Below are 23,297 nucleotides of genomic sequence, written 5' to 3' on the forward strand. Positions count from 1 at the left end.
TTTGTTTTGTCCGGGAGTCGCTACTTCCTTCCTATATCCTTATCTTCCATAATCGTTCACCACATTCCTACAAATGACTTTTGACTTTGCTGTTACTCGCCAAAACATGTAAAATGTTGGACTTTTAAAAATTTGCGGTAATGATTAAGTTGTCGATGGATAAGAAAAAAGCCCTAAAGAAAATTGCCAAGTGTCTTGAGCTTGGAAACTCTGCGAACGTCAATGAAGCTGCCAATGCGATAAAAATGGCGCATAACTTGATGCTAAAATATGGTCTCGAAAAGGACGATATTGAATTTATCAAGATGGGAAAAACTCAATCCAGTCACCTGTTACCTGCAAATATCAGCTCTACACTGCTGCGTGTTATTCGTGGTATTAACACCAAGTTTGGCGTAGAAGCCGTGTTACTGAATCACAAAGGCCTTAAGCGCGTTGAATTCATTGGTGAAGCCGATCGCGCTATCTTCGCGGCTTTTGCGTTCGATATTATTTATCGCGAACTGAATGAGCACACTGGCCAATTCAGAAACAGTTTTGCGGGCTCGGGAACAGGGACACTAGAAGTAACACGTCGCGTAAACTCTTACGTTTCGGGTTGGGTAGAAGGTGCGCTTGAAAAACTGCCTGTTATTACCCCAGACGACGAGTCAAACAACAAAATCAATAACTACATTGATAAAGAATTTGAAAATATTGACCGTGAAACGTTCAAACAACAACTCAGAGAAGCGATGAAAAACCTCACAGCAGACTATGAAGTTGGTTTGAAGAAAGGTCGAAAACTGTCTGTAAATCGACCAGTTGGCGGAACTCAAGCCGTTAAAAAGATAACTAAATCATAGAGCCACTTTACATTGCTTCAGCGTATTGATAAAAACCACCAATAGGACTTATTGTTGTCTTTCGTAATTCATGCGTTTGACAGAAGTACATGATGGAGAAATACGTTGAAAAAAATCACACTAGCCCTGGCACTCACTGTTGCTCTAACGGGCTGTCAAGCGACACAACGCCAAAACGCGACAACCGGCGAATCTGAGACTAATTCCGCAACTCAAGGCGCTTTACTTGGTGCAATCGCCGGCGCTGTTGCTGGTGCAGCTACGGGTGACGACTCTAAAGACCGTCGTAAGCGTGCACTCATCGGCGCAGCAGGTGGCGCCGCAGTTGGCGGTGGTATCGGTTACTACTTTGACCAGCAAGAAGCTGCACTTCGTGAAGAACTCATGAACTCAGGCGTTCAAGTAGAGCGTGTTGGTGAGAACCAACTTCTACTTCGCCTAGAGAACGGCATTGGCTTCGATTCTGGTTCTTACGCTTTAGAATCAAGCATCCACAAAACACTTCGCGGCGTTGCGCGCATCTTAGTTGAATACCCAGACACTAGCCTAGTGATCGAAGGTCACACTGACAGCACAGGCAGCGAGTCTTCTAACCAAGTTCTTTCTGAGCGTCGTGCTGAATCGGTTCGTGCATTCTTGATCTCTCAAGACGTTGCTGCAGGCCGTGCCATTGCTCGTGGTAACGGTGAACGTTACCCTCTGTGTGACAACAACACCTCTCAAGGTCGCGCTTGTAACCGTCGCGTAGAAATTCAAATCTTGCCGCTTAAGTAGCACGATTAAAGCCCAGTTCGTCTTTATCTATTGAATTAACCTCTATATAGTTGCTTATCGTCGTGTGGCTTGTTCAAAGTCACACGACGAGCCATATTCATACTGATATACCGACTCTGGGCTTTTTAACGAGACTTATCTATTGTTTATCCTATCCAACTTTCTGTCATCATCACTTCTTAGAACTCTATTTTTCACCCTCATCTTTTCTACAATACAGTTCTCTACTGCACACATCGTTCATGCAGAAAGCAACGTTGCATTCTCGATAGAATCTCAACCTCAAGATCCAGTTTCTCAATACCAACTAGCTCAAGCTTATGAATCAGGTAATGATGTCCCTTTGAGCACCAACGATGCATTTTATTGGTACTCGCAATCCGCAGAAAACGGCAATGCAGATGCGCAATTTAGGCTGGGTGAATGGTACTTGGCAGGATCAGGTGTAGAGCAAAGCAACAAGCTAGCTTTAGAATGGTTTATTAAATCAGCCTTACAAGGTAACCAACGCGCGCCTATCGAAGTCGCAAAGCTCTACGAATCCTCACTTGAGGAAGAACTCCTAAAACCATTAGATGAAGCACAGCTATGGTATGAAGCGGCCTTAAAAAACAATCCAACAGCCGAAGATGGCTATAGCCGTATTCTGGAAGCGCAATTCAACCAGCAACGTGCCAAGCAGATCTCTTCGATTGAGAAGCTCAATGACAACGTCATTGCTGAAAGCAGCACGAATCAGAGGCTATCTAATCCAGAGCGAGCAAGTAGCTCCCCTTCTTATCTGCCCTCTAGAGAGCAGGTAACACGTTCTAACCTAACGTATTCAGACTATCTAATTGGCACAGCCTTAGCCGTGTTGATTTCAATTGTCAGCATTATCATGACTCTGGTGATATCAAAAAGAAGACACGCTCTAAAATCGGGGGAATTGGGGCAACAAAAGCAGACACTTGAAGCACAGCTTAGCTCGAAGGACTTCACTATTAAGCAGCAGAAACGTCAGCTGCACACGATGTTCCATGAGTTAAAAAAACAGAAAAATGACAACAGCCTGAACAATTTACAAGTAGCCTGCGCTCTATTTGGGTATACACCTAGCTCAATTCCGAATCAAAAAAGCATTAAAATTCGATATAAACAGCTATCCAAAATCTACCACCCAGATGGTTACGGGTGTGACGAAGAGATGAAACGTTTGAACAATTCGCTAAAAACCATCCTTAAGAGTGTTACAAAAACGTAAACAACCAAGCAAACTCGATTTCCAAAGTCGCAAAGATATCGATTTTATTAGTACTGCAATCGATCCCCCTCTCAAAAACAGGTAACAAACTATTAACTAATGAGTCTTACTTGTGTCATAATTTGCGCCGAAAATACACCTGACTTAAACAGGTGAGGAGAGAATATGTTCACAATAGAAGGCGTTTGTGATTGGTGCAAAAAGCCAAGCCTAGTTAAAAAGCACGACTACCTAGATGGTAAGTGTCATCATGCATGTCAAGAGTGCAATGATATGGCCACCATTGATGTTCGCCAGTTCAATATTGGTGAAATGGAAATGAGAGCAAAACTCTCCCAAGCGACATTGAGATAAGCAACACCGTTGAAATATAAGAAAGCGCCTAAGGCGCTTTTTTTGTATCTGAGATTTATCTTCTTATCTTCTTATCTTCTTATCTTCTTATCTTCTTATCTTCTTATCTTCTACACAGGTGTATACAGTACTTTTCTGTCAAAACCACTGTGTACACCTGTATAAAGCTCACATTTCTTCAACTTATGAGACAAAACAACAAATTCATTCAAATTTAATTTTTATAATATTTTCAATTACTTAAATAAAAGCCACCTCCATACCCAAGCAAGATCGTCCAATAATCCCTCAAAAAACGCTTGATCTTATAAGCAACAAAAACTACTGTATACACATACAGCATGTATATAAGGACAGCAAAATGATTCCAGCACACGTTAAAGCACAACACTCTAGCCCGCTAACTCACTGCGCATTTACATCCGTCTCTCGTGACACAAAAAGTTCAAACGAAGAAGCGTTGTTTGCCAAAATGGCGTTGCTGTCCAATCAACATCAGTGGTTACTGTTTACGGCTCAAACACCAAGACCATCGGCTAAACAACTGCAGCAACATAATGTTTGCTGTGATCGTGTTATTCACATGAAAGCCTCTAATCAAATGACAGAAGTAGAAACCGTCGAGAAAGCCATTCGATCTAAGAATGCGAGCGCGATTGTTGCGAGTGCTTCGATTGATCAATTCAGTCAGCAATACCTAAGAACATTAGGAATGCGCTTTCAGTGCGAAGTCTTCTTTATTGATGCCAATTCAGAGCGTATTCACTAGACCACCTTACTTAATAACATTTTGGCTAGCAAACTTAAGTTAACTTGACAGCATGGCTCCAAAACACAGTCCAAATATACTGCCTTCCCCTGCCCTACAATTCGCCAATTTTTTAGCGGATTGTTAGGCGGGGGTTTTTATTTAAACAATAGATTTAGCAATCGTTTGCTTTTTCTCTGGAAGCAAATAGTAGATTGGGTATAATGCCCGTCTAATCATGTGCACACCGCACTTCTCTGTATGACGTTTGATAAAAGATAGGAATGTCTAAATGAGCCTTGCTGATCAAGTTCTTGCCGTAAATGATGACCTACCAATCCGTACTGATAAACCTGTCCACAGTGGCAAGGTTCGTTCGGTCTACTGGTTAACTGAAGAAGATAGCCAACGACTAATTAAAGAGAAAGGCTACGATGTAGCACCAGATGCGCCTTTAGCAATCATGGTGATCAGTGACCGTATCTCTGCATTTGATTGTATCTGGCGTGGTGAAGGGAATCTAAAAGGTGTTCCAGGTAAAGGAGCGGCTCTGAATGCTATCTCTAACCACTGGTTCAAATTGTTTAAAGACAACGGCCTCGCTGACAGTCATATTCTTGATATCCCTCACCCGTTCGTATGGATTGTACAAAAAGCTCGCCCAGTCATGATCGAAGCGATTTGTCGTCAATACATCACAGGTTCAATGTGGCGTGCATACGCAAACGGCGAACGCGAATTCTGTGGTATCGAGATGCCAGAAGGCCTTGAGAAAGACAAGAAATTGCCTGAGCTACTGATCACACCTTCTACAAAAGGGATTTTGAAAGGTATTCCTGGCGTTCCAGAAGCTGATGATGTGAACATCACACGTAACAACATCGAAGATAACTTCGCAGCGTTCAACTTTACTCAAGCAAGTGACATTGCGCATTACGAGAAACTTCTAAAAGAAGGCTTCAACGTAATTAGCCAAGCACTAGCAAAAGTCGATCAAACCTTTGTCGATACGAAATTTGAGTTCGGCTACGTGAACGATGCTCAAGGCAAAGAAAAGCTTATCTACATGGATGAAGTCGGTACTCCAGATTCATCTCGCATTTGGGATACTCAGGAATACAATAACGGTAACATCGTTGAGAATTCAAAAGAAGGTTTCCGCCAGTTCCTGCTTAACTACTTCCCTGATACGGACATTCTTTTGAACAAAGAGCGTATGCCAGAGCGTGAAGCGTTAGCTCGTGACAATGAACTTCCATTGGATTCATTGATGTCTCTGTCACGTACTTATCTTGATATCGCGGCGAAGATTACAGGTGCGGAAATCGTACTGAGTGAGAATCCTAAGCAAGAGATCATCGATGTATTGCGTGCTGACTATGGTCTAGTTGACTGATTGCATTCTAGAAAGCGAGTAAGCTCGTAAACACAAGTTCCAGATACTAAAAGGGCCTCATCATTATTGAGGCCCTTTTTCGTGTGCGATTTTTAATATTCTTTGAGCTCGCTCCTAAGCTCTAAGCTCTAAGCTCTAAGCTCTAAGCAATACTGATAGATTAAAGCTTAATAGTAAACTCTTCTCCAGTATTCTCGGCAATCACCAAATGACTGCGCGATTCAATGTACTCGATCTGCTCTTCTTCAAGAGAATATGGCATAGCAACTTTGAGTTCATTGATCCCCTCTAGCTTGGCTAGCTTGAGTAAGGTAACAATGTTTGACTCATCACTTTTACGCGTCGACATCGATTTCAATGCCATCTGCCATAAACGATCTTCAGGGCTGGCTAGCTCTTTAATGCTATCTCGCCAGACGGTACTAAATACTGGCGCAATCGTGGTTAGTGCTTCCAGAAAAGTCCATTTTTTACTGCATGAGGCGCCAAGAAATGTTGTGTAATCAAACTCTACACGCGTCTCTGTCTGTTTATCCATGATGTCCCCCGACACTTTGACAACACAATATACTCAATATCTATCAACTCTTTCGTTATAGCAATAGGATATAGAAGAATAGTCTTTTATGACCTTTTGATTGGTTAAAAAGGCATATAAAAATCAAACTTGTAACAAAATAAGTACTGAAAAAACATATATGCGCCTATTTGATTAATATTTTAGAGATAAAACTAATCCATCTATTTGATATCAATTATCCGACTCGCTTTTTTGTACTGGATACGCCAGCCAGACCATGTAGGGAGCTCCCAACGTTTTGGCGATAACTTTCGACTGCCCGATTGATAGTGAACGTAAATCAGCTTGCGTGCCGGCAGGTATTCGACTTCGAGTTGCAAGTCGGCAAGGCTCAATGCAAACGGGTACTTTTCCGAAAACTCTGAATAGAGCCAAGTCGGGATACCATCGAATGGAATATCTGCATGGTCGAACATTTCCAATTCGCTCACATCAGTGACACCTAACACTTCAAGCTGCTCTATTAACCATAGCTCAAAGTTAATGTTCTCAATTTCTGGTGTGTATTGGGTTTGTTCATCGAGACCGAGTTTCACATACAGCTGCCAATGTTTGATTTGTTGAGTGCGAGCTTGTGCAAAACCGGGAAGTTGAACCCCATTCGATACAAGATCGACGATCGGCTTTAACGATAGTTGCCCTTCCGCTGCCACGAGCTTGGTCGTGATCGTACGGCCAGCGTACACCAATGTCATCTCAGTAAAAACGCCATCATCATTGACCACGGTTTCACCTTGTTGCCACTCTCCCATCTCCGCTTCAATCATAAGATCCAAAGGAATAGGTGCCGTGACCGTCGCTAGGGTTAGTGTCTGCTTAACACCTCTTCCCGGCAAGCTGTGAGTATCCAACACCAACATCGCTCGTGCATTATCAGGGAAACGGTTCTGACGACCGAGTACCACCTCTAACGCTCCATTGGCAAACGCTTCTTTCCTTTTAAGTCGGCGCACAAACACCAGTTCAGGATGCAGATTCACAATGGTCTTGAGCAGTTCAATGCGTTGGAAACGTGACGCGACTTCTAGCTGAGGTAGCTCAAACACCTCCCGCATTTGCTTCGCCAAACCTTGGGCTTCATTCAGTGCTTGCTGGTCGATGTCTAAATGCGGATATTCTCGACCACGCACAATCTGAATCAACAGGCTTAAATCACACCCTTCCTTCTCTTGTTGCGCGAGCGCTTCTAGGTGTTCTGCATTGTTTGGTAACTGATACAAGCGAGCAGGAACGGACAGCGCCGCTGTGAGATCGACCATCGCTTCTTTTAATGCTTTGGTTTTGATTCGAGTAACGATATCGGCATACAAAGCATCAATCGGCAGCGGATACAGCTTTTTACCATGCTCGGTAACTTGATGGTCGCTATTAATCGCCTTCATCGTCAGCAAGGTTTGAGTCGCGCTGTTTAATGACTTCTCAGGAATAGGATCAAGGAAAGACAAGCTCTCAAACGGAGCACCACAACATGCCGCGGCCAACATAGGCTCGGTCAGTTCTTCACGCTGCAATTCAGGCGGTGTGACTAACTCTAACGCCGCATGCTCTCCATATAGACGCACACAAACGCCATCCATTACCCTACCCGCGCGGCCAGCTCGCTGTTTGGCACTCGCTCGTGATATGGATTTAAGCATCAGTGTGGTTCTGCCATTACGCTGAACGGTGCGTCTCTCAAGCCCTGAATCTATCACCACGCCAATGTCAGGAATGGTTAATGAGGTTTCTGCAACGTTGGTCGCAAGGATGACCTTTCTCAAACCATTACCTTCAGTATTAATATTACGACCCGATAACGCTAAATCTCGCTCTTTATCACTGACTGACGCATGCAATTTAACGACTTGGATATCTGGATTTTTCACTAAGGCTTGTTCGCATTGCACGATCTCTTTTTTACCCGGCAGAAAAACCAACATATCGCCAGAAGAAGCGATCAACTGATGATTCACTTCTTCCGCAATGCGCTGCTCTAGATGTCGGATATCAGGCAGAGTTCTGGATTCGTTCGCTCGGTGCTCAATCTCAACTTGATAAGTTCGCCCTTCACAGCTTATTCGATTCGCATCCAAATACTGAGCAAGGCGCTCACCCTCAATGGTTGCTGAAGTGATCACCAAACGATGACTCTCCTTTTGTTTCAGAATCGCCACCAGCAGATCAATGTCCCAGCGTCTCTCGTGAAATTCATCCACCACGATCACATCAAAGTTAGCCAATCCATCTTCTGATAACCAACGTAGCGCAATACCGGGCGTCACAAAAACAACGTCAGTTTGCTCGTTGTATTCTGATTCAAGCTTAATCGCATAGCCCACTTTGCTACCAAGCTTCTCGCCCGATAGCTGTGCGAGATACTTAGCCAGTGATGTACACGCGATGCGTCTTGGCTCCACCACCAGCACTCGCCCATGTTGAGAAGCCCAAAGTGGCAGGCGCGTAGATTTACCCGATCCGGTTTCCGCTTCTACGACAAGGTGAGAATTAGCGATTTGTTCGTGGAATACGTTTTGATAAGCATCGATGGGAAGTAATGACATAAAATGGCGAGTCGCGAAAAAGTGTGAGCAAAGTATAACGAATTATCGTGTTGAAATTCGATAAGTGTGGGACAGAGGTAAGAATATCATTTTGTTTGCTCAGATCACGGAGAAACTATTTACAATTGAATAACTAAACCGTTATCATTTTTCAGTTACCCTTTCTCCCATATTAGGCATCTAATGAACAACGATAAACGCCCTCTATATATCCCTTATGCTGGTCCTGCTCTACTAAGTACACCTCTTCTAAACAAAGGCAGCGCATTCTCTGCTGAAGAGCGCAGTTCTTTCAACCTTGAAGGTTTGTTACCGGAAACAACCGAAACAATCCAAGAGCAAGTAGGACGTGCATACAAACAATATTGTAACTTCGAAAGTGATATGGATAAGCATATCTACCTTCGTAACATCCAAGACACTAATGAAACGCTTTTTTATCGTTTAGTTCAAAACCACATCTCTGAAATGATGCCTATCATTTACACGCCAACGGTTGGCGCAGCATGTGAGAACTTCTCAAATATTTACCGTCGTGGCCGTGGTCTGTTTATCTCATACCCGAACCGCGATCGTATCGATGATCTACTGAATAATGCGACAAACCACAACGTTAAAGTTATCGTGGTTACGGATGGTGAGCGTATTCTTGGTTTGGGAGACCAAGGCATCGGTGGTATGGGTATTCCAATTGGTAAGCTAGCACTGTACACAGCTTGTGGTGGTATTAGCCCAGCTTACATGCTACCAATCGTGCTCGATGTGGGTACCAACAACCCTCAACGTCTTGCTGACCCTATGTACATGGGCTGGCGCCATCCTCGTATTACGGGTGCTGACTACGATGCATTCGTTGAAGAGTTCATCCAAGCGGTTCAACGCCGTTGGCCTGATGCATTAGTTCAGTTCGAAGATTTCGCACAAAAGAACGCAATGCCACTGCTTGAGCGCTACAAAGATCGCATCTGTTGTTTCAACGATGACATCCAAGGTACAGCTGCCGTAACGGTTGGTTCTCTACTTGCAGCATGTAAAGCAGCGAACAGCAAACTGTCAGATCAACGTATCACCTTCTTAGGTGCGGGTTCAGCAGGTTGTGGTATTGCTGAAGCTATCATTGCTCAAATGGTGTCTGAAGGTATCAGCGATGCACAAGCTCGCTCTCAAGTTTACATGGTTGACCGTTGGGGCTTGCTACAGGAAGGCATGCAAAATCTGCTTGATTTCCAACAGCGTCTGGTTCAAACCAACGAAAACACCAAAGACTGGGAAAGCGACGGCACTGGTTTCTCTCTACTTGACGTTGTTCGCCACGCGAAACCAACCGTATTGGTTGGTGTGTCTGGTGCTCCGGGTCTGTTCAGCAAAGAAGTCATCAAAGAGATGAACCTACACTGCGAACGCCCTATCGTGTTCCCACTGTCAAACCCAACAAGCCGTGTTGAAGCAACACCAAATGACATTATTCGTTGGACTGACGGCCAAGCGCTTGTTGCGACAGGTAGCCCGTTTGAGCCAGTGGTTCACAACGGCACCACTTACCCAATCGCTCAGTGTAATAACAGCTACATCTTCCCAGGTATTGGCCTTGGTGTATTGGCTGTGAATGCTTCACGCATCACTGACGAAATGCTAATGGAATCAAGCCGAGCACTTGCAACGTGCTCCCCACTTGCTATCAATGGCTCAGGTGCTCTACTTCCACCATTGGAAGAGATCCACACCGTATCTAAAAAGATTGCTTTTGCCGTTGGTAAAAAAGCGATTGAGCAAGGTGTTGCTCTAGAGATCACTGAAGAAGCACTACAACAAGCGATTGACCAGCACTTCTGGCAGCCGGTTTACCGTCGCTACAAGCGTACTGCATTCTAATAAACGTGCTGCGCTTGGAATAAAGAGCGTTAACTACTCTTACAAGAGCCTCTGCAACTGCGGGGGCTTTTTTCTTTACACTGTCTTGTCTTTTTAACTGATTTTTCTCATTTTTATTTGGTATTATCGAGCACTCAAAAATTATTGCTCAGTCAAAGGACCATACCGAGAGTGAAATTTGATTCTCACATTTTCCGTAGCCACTTATTAAAAGCTTACAAAAAACTGCAAGGTTTTCTGTTTGGCGCTTTCCTCGTGTTCTTAATAGGCAGCGCTGCGGTTATTGCGATCGATTATTGGGTTTCATGGCAAGCAGAAGATCGCATCATCTACGATATAGATGAAGTGCCCGAGCTTGAGGTCGCCGTTGTGCTTGGCACAAGCAAATATTTAGGTAGAACACTCAACGACTATTATAAGCACCGAATCGAAGCGGCAATTGAGCTGTTCGATCGTGAAAAGGTAGACCAATTTCTACTGAGTGGCGATAACGCTCATCGCTCTTACAATGAACCGTGGACGATGAAACGCGACTTGTTAAAAGCGGGCGTCCCCGATGAACGCATCAATCTAGATTATGCGGGGTTCAGAACCCTAGATTCGATTGTTCGCGCCAAAAAGATATTCGATACCGATAACTTCCTAATCATCACTCAGAAGTTCCACTGTGAAAGAGCGCTATTTATCGCTAACTCTTATGATATTAATGCGCAGTGTTTGGCGGTTTCAGGACCAACCCATCATTCAGGAACCTCAATACGTTTACGTGAAGTATTTGCACGTACCAAAGCGTTTCTTGATCTGTATATTATTGGTACTACGCCAAAATTCCTTGGCCCTAAAGAGCCGATCCAACCCAGTCCAAAACCAGAATCATTGCCGATTCCTAGCCCTATTGCTGACCCCAATGCAAACCCTATAGCAGACCCCACAGCAAACCCTACTGAAAATCCGATTGCAACTCCTTCAGTAAGCCCTATTTTAGAACCAGCAGAGACCGATGTGTAGAAAACTACACATTTTGAATTTGTTGCCTCACACTTCCCCATTGTTAAGCAAAAACACACCAACACTCCTTTATTAACTTGAGTAACATTCTCCCAACAAAGTCTGACCCTACATCAAGTCTATATACCTCGAAAATAATAAGCACCGCTCAACGAAGTCGTGCACCAATAAAACGAGGATAAACAAAAGGAGCGTCTTATGACGGCACTTGTTACTACACTGAAACACTGGTTGTTTACCCGCAACAGCATGATATTAATTGGTAATTTCACGCTATTTGCAGTTTTGCTCAATTCCCTGCCATTCGAAGCGCAAGTGAATACGGGTTTAAGTATTCTCGTGTTCGTTGCCATTCTATGGTTAACAGAAGCTATCCACGTCAGCATCACCGCTTTGCTCGTTCCCCTATTGGCTGTCTTGTTTGGTGTATTCAACACGCCCGCAGCACTGGCTAACTTTTCGAATCCCATCATATTCTTATTCATGGGCGGATTCGCGTTGGCAGCCGCACTGAACAAGCAAGAGTTGGATAAAGCGATAGCTGACAAAGTATTGCTCATAGCAAAAGGCAGAATGTCGGTAGCCGTGTTCATGTTGTTCGGTGTGAGTGCGGGTTTATCCATGTGGATCTCAAACACCGCCACCACAGCAATGATGCTCCCTCTTGTTCTTGGTATCATGAACAAAGTCGACCAAAGTGAAGACCGAAACACCTACGTGTTCGTGCTATTGGGTATCGCTTACTGTGCTTCAATCGGTGGTATCGCAACTTTAGTTGGTAGCCCACCAAACGCCATTGCTGCGGCAGAAGTTGGCTTAAGCTTCACAGAATGGATGGCACTTGGGCTACCTATCTCGATGATCTTACTGCCAATCACGATGATTATTTTGTACGTGATGACTAAGCCAAAACTTGACCACAAATTCGAGTTAGACCATGCACCTGTCGAGTGGACAAACAGCAAGAAAATCACACTGTCTATCTTCCTTTTAACCGTAACGCTTTGGATATTCGGCAAGCCGATCAACGCAATGATTGGCGGGTTCTCTAAGTTTGATAGTTTGGTAGCGATTGGCGCCATTGTACTGCTTGGCGCTTCTAGAGCCGTGGAATGGAAAGACGTTGAGAAGACAACGGATTGGGGTGTACTTATCCTGTTCGGTGGTGGTATCTGTTTAAGTAACATTCTGAAAGCGACCGGAACCAGCGTATTCCTAGCACACTCACTAAGCGGATTTTTAGAAACAGCAGGTATACTTCTTACGATTCTAGCCGTAGTAGCCTTCGTGGTATTCCTAACGGAGTTTGCGAGTAACACAGCGAGTGCGGCATTGCTTGTCCCTGTATTTGCAACCATTGCTGAAGCGCTGGGTATGTCACCTGTTATCTTATCTGCACTGATTGCGATTGCCGCATCTTGTGCCTTCATGCTACCAGTCGCGACACCACCTAATGCGATTGTATTTGGCTCTGGTCATATCAAACAAAAAGAAATGATGCGAGTCGGTATGGTGTTGAACCTAGTTTGTATCCTAGTTCTGACTCTGTTCGCTTGGATTTTCTGGTAAACACTAATGTCCTATAGACGTATGTTTATAGACAAGTGCTTATAGGAATGCCCCTTCTCAAAAAAAATCTGGTTGCAGCTTCCCCCGGCTCAACCAGTACAAAAATGCCCGCTCAGCTAACAAGATCCGTTTAACTAGCAAGATCAATTTAACTAGCAAGATCAGCCAAACGGGCATCTAAAAACAAGAAACGCTTTTCCCTTTTGGTGGCCCCGCGCCACCTTTTTTGTATCAACTTGCCACCAAGCACTCATTGCCGTTCTAAGATCTAGCTTTCACGCCAAACTTGGCACCAAACGAGTCCAACCTAACAGCAGCATCGAAGCACACAGTACCCACACTAAGGTCGCTAACGAGAGTGTCGATACCAAGTTATAGCGATAACTGAACACGTACACTGCGCCGAGATAAGCGGCGTACGGCACAAGCGAAAACAGACCAAACAACGCTGTGGTACGTAACTCCACCATGGTTTGTTCCGTGCCAACAATGTAGTGAGCAATCAGAGCAAAAGTTGGAAACAACGGCACTAAACCTGCGATGTAAAAGCTTTTACTTTTCGACAGCAGCGCAATCAACAAAACAGCCGCCGCACCAAGCAGGCATTTAAAGAACAATGAAATCATTTTTTATACGTTATCCAAGCAAATCAACAAAGGCACTAGAGAGTAAACTCATATAGCGCCCATAAAAATGCCACACGTCACATATGCACGTGTGGCTTATTAAGTTATCAAACCAAATTATAGATTAGTGGCTCAAGACCACCTGATTTCGCCCTGAATGCTTCGCTTGATATAAGGCTTCATCAGCGCGGGCAATGGTCTCTGTCACCCGCTCTTGCTTCATCTCGGCAATGCCGATACTGCAAGTGAGAGAATCCCCATGAATCCAAAGATGTTGGCTAACCAAAAGTCGGATTTTCTCTGCCTTTCTCTGCGCTTCGCCAGCTTCGGTTTCAGGGCAAAAAACAATAAACTCTTCTCCACCCCAACGTACAAGTTTGTCCGTCGCACTGATAGAACTGCCAACCACCATACTGAATTCACGCAAGATATGATCACCCATCTGGTGTCCGTATTTGTCATTCACACTTTTAAAGTAGTCAATGTCCAGGTAGATCATACTTAACTTGCCGTGGCCTTGCTTCACCTGTTGCGACTGCATTTTCAACCAATCACGAATCGCGTGTCGGTTAAGTATCCCAGTCAATTCGTCACGATGAGCCCTTTCAGAGAACTCAAAGTTTTGCTCTCTCAATGCCCGATTGACGTTCTTTAAGTGATGATGTCTTTTTTCAGCGATCGCCATACGTTTTCTTGAGCGGTGTAATTCTGAAAGCAGGAACACAGTGCCGGTACCCACCCAGATAAACAGCAAGATCAGGAACAGGCTTTCAGCCGAAATATACGAACCCTCAAACTCAATACTTCGAATAATTATCCGATGGTGACCTAATTTAGCACCAGAAGCAGTAGCAAACTCAACCATGTTCACATTTGAAAACTCGGGGGCTGAATGCTCTAACGCAATCTCGTTATCCGCTAACCACCACGTCATGACTTGCAAGTTTTTGATCGGAATCTCGATCACACCACCATCGATTCCTGGAGAAAACTCCATCCCGTTATACTTATGTGTATATTCGTCATCAGGCACCGAATAAGCAGGATTATAGTTGCGTAGGTAAGTTCTCAGACGACCACTAGAATCAGCCTTCGCATGGTAATCAATATTGACTCTAAAGGTGTGGTACTGCGAAAGGTCAAGACCAGTGGTTATATCTGGGCTAATACGAATCGATAGCCCACAGTAAGGCCACGGATATTCGGATTTTTTAAGCTCACAATCGAGAATATACTGCCCATTTTCATAGGATAATTGGGAGGTACTGACTCCTCTATCAACTTGATCGCTGGTCGCGATAAATTCATATTGTTCAGGAGTAATTGTTGTTATCACACGATTTCCACTTACCTGGTAATACTGCACAATGGCAAGTGTTGCGATAACTAGAAAGATAACAATTTTATGAATCCACTTCACATCTAAGCTTCCGGCTTTTGGTCCCTATAGTTGGGATTTGACGATATAAACAAGCAAAATTAATCATTAGATTGCATACTAACAATTGACTTAAAAACGTTATATCACACCTTAACAAAATGTCATACTATAATTTAGATGACGTATTTCCAGTCAATTATTCACTGCATGAATCAAGTAATATTGCGTATAAATAGGGGCTCTATTTGTTATACTCATCGCATAATCATCGTTAACCGCAGCGACTGCTTACAAGGCGTTCGAGTCGACGAAATAATAATCAAAATACAACGAGTAATGTCATGTCTTTATTAGCAAAAGGAACACTCAGAAAAATGAGTGCTTCCCTTGATGGTGCGGTTACCTACCGTTTACCTGTAGGGGAAGAGTTTGTAGAGCTAAACCCTCTGATTGGAAAAACCATCAACCTTACCCACACTGGTAATATTTTTTGTTGTTCGTGTGGTAAGAAAACTAAGAAAAGCTACTCTCAAGGCCACTGCTTTGTGTGCATGAAAAAGCTAGCAAGCTGCGACATGTGCATCATGAAGCCTGAGACTTGCCACTACGAACAAGGCACTTGTCGTGAGCCTCAATGGGGTGAAGAAAATTGCTTCGTCGATCACTTCGTTTACCTGTCGAACACATCAAGCCTTAAGGTAGGAATCACTCGCTATACTCAGATTCCAACTCGCTGGATTGATCAAGGTGCCACTCAAGGCCTACCTATTTTGAAGGTAAAAACGCGTCAGATTTCTGGTCTTATTGAAGTCGAATTAGCGAAGCACATTGCTGACAAAACCAACTGGCGCACACTGCTTAAAGGTGACGGCGACGATATGGAGTTGGTTGAAAAAGCCAAAGAACTATTGCCACTGGTTGAAGATAAAATCCAAGAGATCAGAGCGAAGTTTGGTGATGATGCTATCGAGGTGCTCAGTGAGAGCATTACTTCATTGAGCTACCCAGTTGAACAGCACCCAGTGAAAATTGTATCGCACAACTTTGATAAGAACCCTGAAGTGACGGGCGTACTTCAAGGCATTAAAGGCCAATACCTTATCTTGGATACTGGTGTGATTAACATCCGTAAATTTGGCTCTTACGAAGTAGAAGTGTCTGCCTAATTTATAGAACTTAAGCGTTTCTCATAGTTAGAGGCGTTCAGTTAATAGCCAAAAACTAAAATGCCCTCAAGTGATGACTTGAGGGCATTTTTTGTTGTCGATTCTATTCGCTTTCGATGACGGTTTTAGGCGTTAAAGCGCAATCACATCTCCGTCTACACAATTCTTGCCATTGGCTTTCGCGCGATATAGAGATTGGTCGGTTAAATTCACGAGTGCGTCAATAGTGACACCGTCTTCACACGCTCGGCTATCGCTGATTCCGATACTTACGCTAGAGTTAAAACGAATTTGTTCACCCACTTTGAACTCGACTTGATTGAACTGTTGGCGAATATCTTCTGAAACTTCGAGAGGTGTTTCAAGAGGCGTATTCGGGATAAATATAATGAACTCTTCACCACCCCAACGGCCTGCTACTCCACCAACTTTCTCGGCATTACGCTTGGTTATGCTAGCTAAAGCACAAATTACCTCATCACCTACCATATGACCATAAGTGTCATTGATCGACTTGAAGTCATCGATATCTAGTAGCATACAGACAAGGTAGTTTTTAGAGAACATGTGCTCTCTTAACCATTCATAAATCGCCCTACGATTAAGCAGATCCGTCATTTCATCGTAATTCGCTTGGTGAACCAACTGCTTCTCCAACATCACCTTTTGAGTCACATCTTCGAGTACCACTTGAACGGCCCGCTGACCTTTCCAAGTAATCGCATTATCGTAAATATTAAAGAAGCGATGAACACCGTCAAAGCCAATGTTTTCAACCACGGTACTGGTTCCCGACAACTCACCCGACACGATCGCTTGATAGTGTTTATAGATGCCGTCGCTATTCTGCTGTGGCACTAAGTCAAGAATCGAATCCAATGCTAAGACTTGCTCTATGGAAGATCCACCTTGCAGTTTTACCCAGGATTGATTGACCATCAACGGTTTGAAATCTCGGTGCACCAAGATGCCCTGCCCTGATTGCATGATCATGTCGTGATACATCTTATCTTGCTCACGCACTGCATTTTGCAGCTGAATCGCAGGGGAAAGATCGATAACCGTGACTTGCAGTGCAGGTCTTCCCTGCCACTCCGTCACATGATCGATAGAAAACACGGTGAACTCTCTGCCGTTGCGATCAATATTGGTATAGGTGTGAACCTGAGGGTCTCGTTGACCACTGACCGTTTCAAGGTAATTTTGATAGGCTAAAACATGGTACTCTTCTGAGATGAGATCTAGAAAGCTATCGATATCAGAAAGTAGTTCTTCCGGTGATTGGTATCCATAGATGCGAGCATAGTTAGCGTCAACACTCACTACATTCATATCTTGAATCGTTATTACACCGTACGTGGATTCGAAATTTATTGAAGACATTGCCAACTCCGCATTCTCGCTACACTTCATAAGCCGAAGCATAACAACACATCCTGCCAACGCTTCCACACAATCTATCACGCGCTAGGGACATTAATATGATATCTAGTATATCGTACTGCTTTAGGCTTCTCTACAACTCAATCGTAAGCGTAAGTCATCAAAAGTAGACAAATACCACCTTCTTGTTACGCACGTCAAAAAACAAGAAGGATATTGTATAGCTATGTAAGCATTATCTATTCGGTTATTCATTCCAATCGGAAAAATAAGAAACTAAGAAGTCGATCGCTAACCGTGCTCTCTGGGGTAAAAAACGACGGTTTTGATATACGACCCAACTGCTGGTTCCCGCTCCCCAATACTCTTCAAGCACCGGGACAAGCTTTCCATTAGTCAGACCGCCATTGAAACTGCTTTTGGGAAGGTAAACAACACCAAGCCCCTCTTCGCATGCTTTCAGTACTGCGCTCGAATTGTTACTGCGCCAGCGCCCATGCACTCGCACTGCATTTAACGGCTTGCCCTCTTTCTCAAATAGCCACTGATCACTGTTGGCGATAATGCAGCTGTGCAACTTCAACTGTTCAGGCTGTGTAGGAGAACCAAACTGATCGATGTAGTTCTGACTCGCGGCCGCTGCCATCGGGCGATCTACCAGCTTCCTTGCCACCAAACCAGAATCATCTAACCGACCATAACGAATCGAGAAGTCGATACCATCTTCGATGAAGTTAACCATGTTGGTGTTGAAATTCATTTCGATGGTGAGATCAGGGTGGTCTTTGGCAAGTTCCATCAGCGCCGCGGCAACATGATTCTCGGCAAACGCACCTGCTGCACTCACACGCAAAGTACCGCTCAGCTGAGCTTGTTGAGACGTGACTTGTTCATTCGCCTGTTGCAGCCCAATAACCAGATCTTTGCATTGCTGATAATAGGTATGCCCAGACTCGGTCAAACTCACCATACGAGTGGATCGAGCGAGTAAAGCCACACCTACCCGCTCTTCTAATCTCGATACTTGGCGGCTGACATGGCTGGTACTGCAACCCAGCTGTTTTGCTGCTGCAGAAAAGCCGTGACACTCCGCAACCGCCACAAATTCATTAATACCTTCAAAGCTATCCATACTTCACCTGTTTACATCTAACGAGTTCACATACGACTAATCCACATCCACTATTGCTATATAGCAATAATGTTTTGCCTACACAGCATATTATCACTCAAATGGTTTACTACTAGTATTACAGGTAACGAAACAGCGGTATCTAAATTGAAAGCTTTGGTTTTCTAAATAAAAGCCACGACACTGAAACCAAACAAACGTGCTCAAAGGAACGAATCATGAAAAAAATACTAATCCCAGTAACTAACCACGCAACACTAGGCGATACAGATCAAGCGAACGGTACATACGCTCCAGAACTGACTCATGCACTGAAAGAGATCATTGCTGCGGGTTTCGAGTACGACATCGCGTCTATCAAGGGTGGTAAAGGTCCACTGTATGGAACCGATATTGAAGGTGATTCAGTAAACGCAGAGATCTTGGCTGACGATGACTTCCAGAACCGCATCAACAACACGATTCCTGTAAGCCAAGTTAACGTTGAAAGCTACGATGCTATCTTCTACCCAGGTGGATTCGGCCTACTTTCTGACTTAGCAACCGACGAGCAATTCGCAACGATTGCTGCTAAACATTATGAAGATGGTGGTGTGATCGCATCAGTATGTCACGGCCCAGCTGCATTACTTCCGATTGTTCTAAGCAATGGCGAGAAGCTACTAAGCTCTAAATCAGTGACTGGCTTTACTCGTGAAGAAGAGATCGATTTTGGCACCATCAATGACATTCCATTTTTACTGGAAGAGTCTCTTGCTCGCAGCGCTGCGCGTTTCAACAAGGTTCAACCTTGGCATGAGCTTGTAATTGTTGATGAGCGAGTGATTACCGGCCAAAACCCAACCAGTGCTCACGCAGTAGGTGCAGCTCTAGTTAAGCAACTGTCTTAGTTAAATCAGAAACTTAATCGAGTAACGGTTTTAGTCTTAGTAACCGTCCTAATAGAATAACTGCCGTTAAACAGATATAAGCTCAATCAAACAAAAAAGAGCATACTTCCTACTCAATATTCTTGAGAGAAGCATGCTCTTTTCTAATTCTATAGCTATTAAGTGCTAGTGGCTTCGCAAGATCCCTTCAAGCACATTGAACAACAAGTCGATCTCATCAATCGAGTTATAATGCATACAACCAATACGCACCACGCCCTGCTCTTCAATACCCAACTGCTTCACCAGTCCTAATGCGTAAAAGTGACCATTCCAAACGCAGATATTATGCTCGCCCAACTTCTTAGCGATGAACTCTGGAGAGTGATCATCAAAAGTAACCGCAAACGTTGGAGTTCTTAGATTCGAATCAAACTCGGTTTTTCCGTAAAGCTTTGCTCCTTCAAGGTCGGATAAGCGTTTAAGGAAGTACTCACTGAGTTGGCTTTCATGCTTATTATACAGCGCGTAACTTTGCTCTAAACGAGAACGCAATGAATCGGCGGGATCACCTAATTGTGCCAAGTAATCCACCGCCGCAATCACACCGGCAAGGCCTTCGAAGCTTTGCGTACCTGTCTCAAATCGACCTGGGCCGATATTGGTTGCAGGCTCTACTTTGTAAGGCTTTAAAGTGTGTAACCATTGAGGCGCAACATAAGCAATGCCAACATGCGGGCCGAAGAACTTATACGCTGAACACGCTAAGAAATCACAATTCAATTGCTGAACATCGACCAAATGGTGTGGCGCGTAATGCACGGCATCGACATAAACCTGAGCGCCATATTGATGTGCAAGCTCGATAACTTTCGCCATGTCAACAATCGAGCCTGTCGTGTTTGAAGCAAACGTCACCGCGACAAGCTTGGTTTTCTCGTTAAGCAGCGATTCAAAGTGCGCCATATCTAAACTGCAATCCGACTCGTCTACGCGAACTTGGCGAACGATAGCGCCTTTGTCGTCTGCCGCTTGCTGCCAACTCGATACATTTGAGTAATGGTCTAACGCAGTGACGATAACTTCATCACCCTCTTTCCAATCGCGGCTGATCGCTCGGCTAAGTTGGAAGGTCAGCGATGTCATGTTCGCGCCGAACACAACGTTGCCAGAAGATTCCGCATTAAGCAGTGCTTGTGCCGCTTCTCGCGCTTGCTGCATTAAACTTGTGGTCTTTTGGCTAGAAAAATAGTGGCCGCCTAGGTTTGAATTGAAATGCCCTAAGTATTCGGTCATTGATGCTAAAACATTCTCAGGCACCTGAGAGCCACCCGGCCCATCAAAAAAAGTGACTGGCTTGCCATTATGATATTGGCCTAACGCGCTAAACTGTTGGCGCACATCATTAAGAGTGAAGGACATTGCGCGCATCCTTAGCCGTTAATACAAACACATCCATGTAGCCCATCTCGCCATGGTCTATGGTACGAATCGGTTGTGCATTGTGCCAAAGCTTACTATCAGCAAGCATTGCCACTTCGCCATCGCCTAACACTTTTCTGAAGAACGGTGCTTCGTGGCTATCTTGATAAAGCATCACTTCACCACCAACGATGTTGTGACGAGTAACACCAATGATCGCGATGTGGTCGAAGCCGTCTTGGTGAACACCTTCTGGTGCAACCTGAGTTTCTTCAAAAATAGCGGCAATGCGGATTTGATGGATTTCGATTTCTTGTCCGTCTTCAAGCCCGTTGGTTTCAATAAACAGTTCACACATCTCTTGCATGCCTTCGCTGCTTAGGATTTGTGCTTCAATCGGCTCGAACTGACGAACAACGTCACCTTGAAAGTGATTAATGTCTTCAGACTGAACAAAGTTATGTTTGTCTAGCTCAACGACTTGTCCATTACTGAATTCAACCACTGAGTACCTTCTCAATCGGAACTGGCCATCTGCATGCTCTGTGCTTGGTAGCTTAGAGAATGAAGGTGACAACTCCTTAACTGCATGGTTACTGAGGTGGGTAATATGTAGGGTATTTTCGTGAGCATGTAACATCATCGACTCCTTAATGATTGTTAATTAACTTTCGATATTTAACGTTTTATTTACATAAAGGATACTTGAAGATCTTGCCAAATCAACATTAAACAATCATTTATCCCGTCAGATTTAATAATTCAGACACTAAATCCAGTCTAGAAATAAAAAGCAGTGTATAACACCAGAATAAAAGATGACCAACTCTTAAAACTAGCACACTCCACTAGCCAGTTATAAATACCTAAAATTTAAATAATAACGATATTATTAACTAGAAAGACAAGTTTCATATTGTGTCGGCCCTTTCACTTCAATACGCCAGCCTCCTTGCATGAACTCAGGCACCACGGTTGCCATCATTCATTTCTATGATTTGCACATCGAAATACGATCTACCTATCAGTTGCCAAACTATTGATTATTTACACAACAAACTGAAATTGGTTAATTTATCAGTAAGCCAGAAACCAAACGCCTTTGCTTGCGCGTCTGGAACAGGTCGAGTTCGGGGGGAACTCGGCCGCCCCAAGTCAATTAGCTTCCTTTAAAGACTAAGACTTCACTGATCTTTCAGTCTCGAAAACACTCAGATTTAAACGGTGTACACCTAATTCGAATTGATGATGCAGTTTATGTGGATTGCTTGAAATGGAATATTACGTAAGGTAGTTTACTTAGTATTTTTGACTGCCCAGAGCATCAGTAGATGTTCACAAATGTTTGATGTTCTTCGCCAATACTTTTATGCTTTTTTGGATAGACCTTTTACTCATTCACATCCTGTTTATGGGCTTTGCACTACTAGAAGTTATCCATTCTTCTAATGCTGTTCGTCGTGAATCCCCGTGTTGTATCACGGGGGGGAAATTCGACGTAATGACTAGTGTTAAACCTGTGCGTAGTGTTCAAAACCTGTCAAAACTTGGTCTAAACTTCGAGAAAGTTATGAATTCGATTATGAGGTAAGAGGCTAGTTTAAGACTAAGTATCAGCCTCTTCTATCATCTTTAATATTAATTGAGAGGATAAAAGTTTAAACATTAAACTCTTTCTTCACTTCATTTCGACATTTTATCCAAGTAATATCTCGTGTAATTAAACTATTAGATGAATCCATATTAGAACGAAATAAGAACCAAATTTGCTTAAATTTTTCATTTTCTTTACTTGAAGTCCAAGACGGATTTGATCTCCAAGACTTAGCCCAACGCTCACACATGACACCAAATAGCGTTGAATTTGTCGAAATTATCAATGCTTGGCATACCGCCAATATTTCCTGAAGTTCTGCAAATTTCACATCAATCAAAGTAAGATTAGCCGAAGACTCGAGCTTAAGTTTTATCCCATTTTTACCGGCTAAGACCCTATTTGAGTGAACAATACCATGCCGTAATTCACATATCTTATCGAACTCTGCAAGTATTGCTTCAAGCCCAAGCGACTTAAGCTTTATACCTAGATATTTATCACTTGTTTTACAAATGTTTTCCGATGCAGCTAACGATGTATGTTCGAAAGCACCTTTAGCCATTTCAGAATTGGGGTGCCAAATTACTGATCCCATATTGATTGTTTGTGACGCCGCATTCTTTTGAGCATCACTACAGATGCTAAGTATTTCACTAAAGATTTGACGAAAATAATTTTCACAACATGACACAATTCCAACGGTACTTAATGCACCTAAAGTAGGTGAACTATTGATATGATCTGCTCCAGTAAGACTGGACACCGCATTAAGCGACATATTGTTTTTCAAAG

Annotated in this window: 20 protein-coding genes; 11 read left to right on the forward strand and 9 right to left on the reverse strand. The window is 43.6% G+C overall.

The genetic code is table 11. From position 1 onward, the window contains the following. The first annotated feature begins 155 nt into the window (after positions 1-155). From AB6D80_RS13940 to AB6D80_RS13965, 6 genes are all read left to right on the forward strand, one after another. Entirely contained in the window at positions 156-845 is a 690-nt protein-coding gene (locus AB6D80_RS13940; RefSeq protein WP_371707512.1) for a DUF2786 domain-containing protein, read from the forward strand. A gap of 105 nt (positions 846-950) precedes the next feature. Further along, a complete protein-coding gene (locus AB6D80_RS13945) occupies positions 951-1,619 on the forward strand; it encodes an OmpA family protein (RefSeq protein ID WP_135380660.1) in 669 nt (222 codons plus the stop codon). A gap of 142 nt (positions 1,620-1,761) precedes the next feature. Beyond that, positions 1,762-2,862: a hypothetical protein gene (locus AB6D80_RS13950; protein ID WP_371707511.1), complete on the forward strand. Its 1,101-nt coding sequence runs from the start codon at positions 1,762-1,764 to the stop codon at positions 2,860-2,862. Between the two features lie 165 nt (positions 2,863-3,027). Then, the gene (locus AB6D80_RS13955) at positions 3,028-3,216 is read left to right on the forward strand and encodes a hypothetical protein (RefSeq protein ID WP_048659540.1); all 189 of its coding nucleotides are present in this window, start codon (positions 3,028-3,030) and stop codon (positions 3,214-3,216) included. A 361-nt stretch (positions 3,217-3,577) separates the two neighbouring features. Next, positions 3,578-3,985 carry a SulA-like leucine-rich domain-containing protein gene (locus AB6D80_RS13960; RefSeq protein ID WP_009846480.1) on the forward strand — a complete coding sequence of 136 codons (408 nt, stop codon included), beginning with the start codon at positions 3,578-3,580 and terminating at the stop codon, positions 3,983-3,985. Positions 3,986-4,256: 271 nt separating this feature from the next. Further along, positions 4,257-5,360 carry a phosphoribosylaminoimidazolesuccinocarboxamide synthase gene (locus tag AB6D80_RS13965; RefSeq protein WP_372188817.1) on the forward strand — a complete coding sequence of 368 codons (1,104 nt, stop codon included), beginning with the start codon at positions 4,257-4,259 and terminating at the stop codon, positions 5,358-5,360. A gap of 160 nt (positions 5,361-5,520) precedes the next feature. Here AB6D80_RS13965 and AB6D80_RS13970 read toward each other — a convergent pair whose 3' ends face one another. Beyond that, positions 5,521-5,898 (reverse strand): hypothetical protein, encoded by a 378-nt coding sequence (locus tag AB6D80_RS13970; protein WP_009846478.1) that lies wholly within the window; start codon positions 5,896-5,898, stop codon positions 5,521-5,523. Positions 5,899-6,101: 203 nt separating this feature from the next. Continuing rightward, on the reverse strand, positions 6,102-8,480 hold the full coding sequence (locus AB6D80_RS13975) for a helicase-related protein (protein ID WP_372188819.1): 2,379 nt from the start codon (positions 8,478-8,480) through the stop codon (positions 6,102-6,104). Positions 8,481-8,663: 183 nt separating this feature from the next. Between AB6D80_RS13975 and AB6D80_RS13980 the strand changes: the two genes are divergently transcribed. The 3 genes from AB6D80_RS13980 (at position 8,664) to AB6D80_RS13990 (ending at position 12,929) form a co-directional block, all read left to right on the forward strand. Then, a complete protein-coding gene (locus AB6D80_RS13980) occupies positions 8,664-10,352 on the forward strand; it encodes an NAD-dependent malic enzyme (protein ID WP_060982468.1) in 1,689 nt (562 codons plus the stop codon). A 171-nt stretch (positions 10,353-10,523) separates the two neighbouring features. Then, positions 10,524-11,360 (forward strand): ElyC/SanA/YdcF family protein, encoded by an 837-nt coding sequence (locus AB6D80_RS13985; RefSeq protein ID WP_372188821.1) that lies wholly within the window; start codon positions 10,524-10,526, stop codon positions 11,358-11,360. Between the two features lie 198 nt (positions 11,361-11,558). Further along, positions 11,559-12,929 carry a DASS family sodium-coupled anion symporter gene (locus tag AB6D80_RS13990; RefSeq protein WP_009846474.1) on the forward strand — a complete coding sequence of 457 codons (1,371 nt, stop codon included), beginning with the start codon at positions 11,559-11,561 and terminating at the stop codon, positions 12,927-12,929. Between the two features lie 275 nt (positions 12,930-13,204). Here the strand turns inward: AB6D80_RS13990 and AB6D80_RS13995 are convergent, their stop codons facing one another. Both AB6D80_RS13995 and AB6D80_RS14000 read right to left on the reverse strand, forming a co-directional pair. Continuing rightward, positions 13,205-13,555: a GlpM family protein gene (locus AB6D80_RS13995; protein ID WP_135443298.1), complete on the reverse strand. Its 351-nt coding sequence runs from the start codon at positions 13,553-13,555 to the stop codon at positions 13,205-13,207. A gap of 124 nt (positions 13,556-13,679) precedes the next feature. Further along, positions 13,680-14,975, reverse strand: coding sequence for a GGDEF domain-containing protein (locus AB6D80_RS14000; protein ID WP_372188823.1), 1,296 nt, complete (start codon positions 14,973-14,975; stop codon positions 13,680-13,682). A gap of 302 nt (positions 14,976-15,277) precedes the next feature. Between AB6D80_RS14000 and AB6D80_RS14005 the strand changes: the two genes are divergently transcribed. Further along, a complete protein-coding gene (locus tag AB6D80_RS14005; protein WP_372188825.1) occupies positions 15,278-16,102 on the forward strand; it encodes a DUF2797 domain-containing protein in 825 nt (274 codons plus the stop codon). Positions 16,103-16,234: 132 nt separating this feature from the next. On the opposite strand, the gene AB6D80_RS14010 is transcribed toward AB6D80_RS14005, so the two are convergent. Then, entirely contained in the window at positions 16,235-17,527 is a 1,293-nt protein-coding gene (locus AB6D80_RS14010) for a diguanylate cyclase (RefSeq protein WP_372188826.1), read from the reverse strand. 205 nt (positions 17,528-17,732) lie between these two features. Then, positions 17,733-18,617, reverse strand: coding sequence for a LysR family transcriptional regulator (locus AB6D80_RS14015; RefSeq protein WP_372188828.1), 885 nt, complete (start codon positions 18,615-18,617; stop codon positions 17,733-17,735). A 218-nt stretch (positions 18,618-18,835) separates the two neighbouring features. On the opposite strand from AB6D80_RS14015, the gene AB6D80_RS14020 reads away from it, so the two are divergent. Continuing rightward, the gene (locus tag AB6D80_RS14020) at positions 18,836-19,507 is read left to right on the forward strand and encodes a type 1 glutamine amidotransferase domain-containing protein (protein WP_012603695.1); all 672 of its coding nucleotides are present in this window, start codon (positions 18,836-18,838) and stop codon (positions 19,505-19,507) included. A gap of 165 nt (positions 19,508-19,672) precedes the next feature. Here the strand turns inward: AB6D80_RS14020 and AB6D80_RS14025 are convergent, their stop codons facing one another. The 3 genes from AB6D80_RS14025 to AB6D80_RS14035 all read right to left on the reverse strand — a co-directional run. Continuing rightward, the gene (locus AB6D80_RS14025) at positions 19,673-20,908 is read right to left on the reverse strand and encodes a cysteine desulfurase-like protein (RefSeq protein ID WP_372188830.1); all 1,236 of its coding nucleotides are present in this window, start codon (positions 20,906-20,908) and stop codon (positions 19,673-19,675) included. Beyond that, positions 20,892-21,548, reverse strand: a complete 657-nt coding sequence (locus tag AB6D80_RS14030) for a 2OG-Fe dioxygenase family protein (RefSeq protein WP_048607150.1) — start codon at positions 21,546-21,548, stop codon at positions 20,892-20,894. The genes AB6D80_RS14025 and AB6D80_RS14030 overlap by 17 nt, the downstream gene beginning before the upstream one ends. 1,018 nt (positions 21,549-22,566) lie before the next feature. Beyond that, on the reverse strand, positions 22,567-23,297 hold a 731-nt coding region (locus AB6D80_RS14035; RefSeq protein ID WP_372188831.1), incomplete at its 5' end, for a hypothetical protein.

It is taken from the genome of Vibrio sp. 10N.247.310.17 (genome assembly GCF_041466605.1).
In the GTDB taxonomy this organism is placed as follows: domain Bacteria; phylum Pseudomonadota; class Gammaproteobacteria; order Enterobacterales; family Vibrionaceae; genus Vibrio; species Vibrio tasmaniensis_A.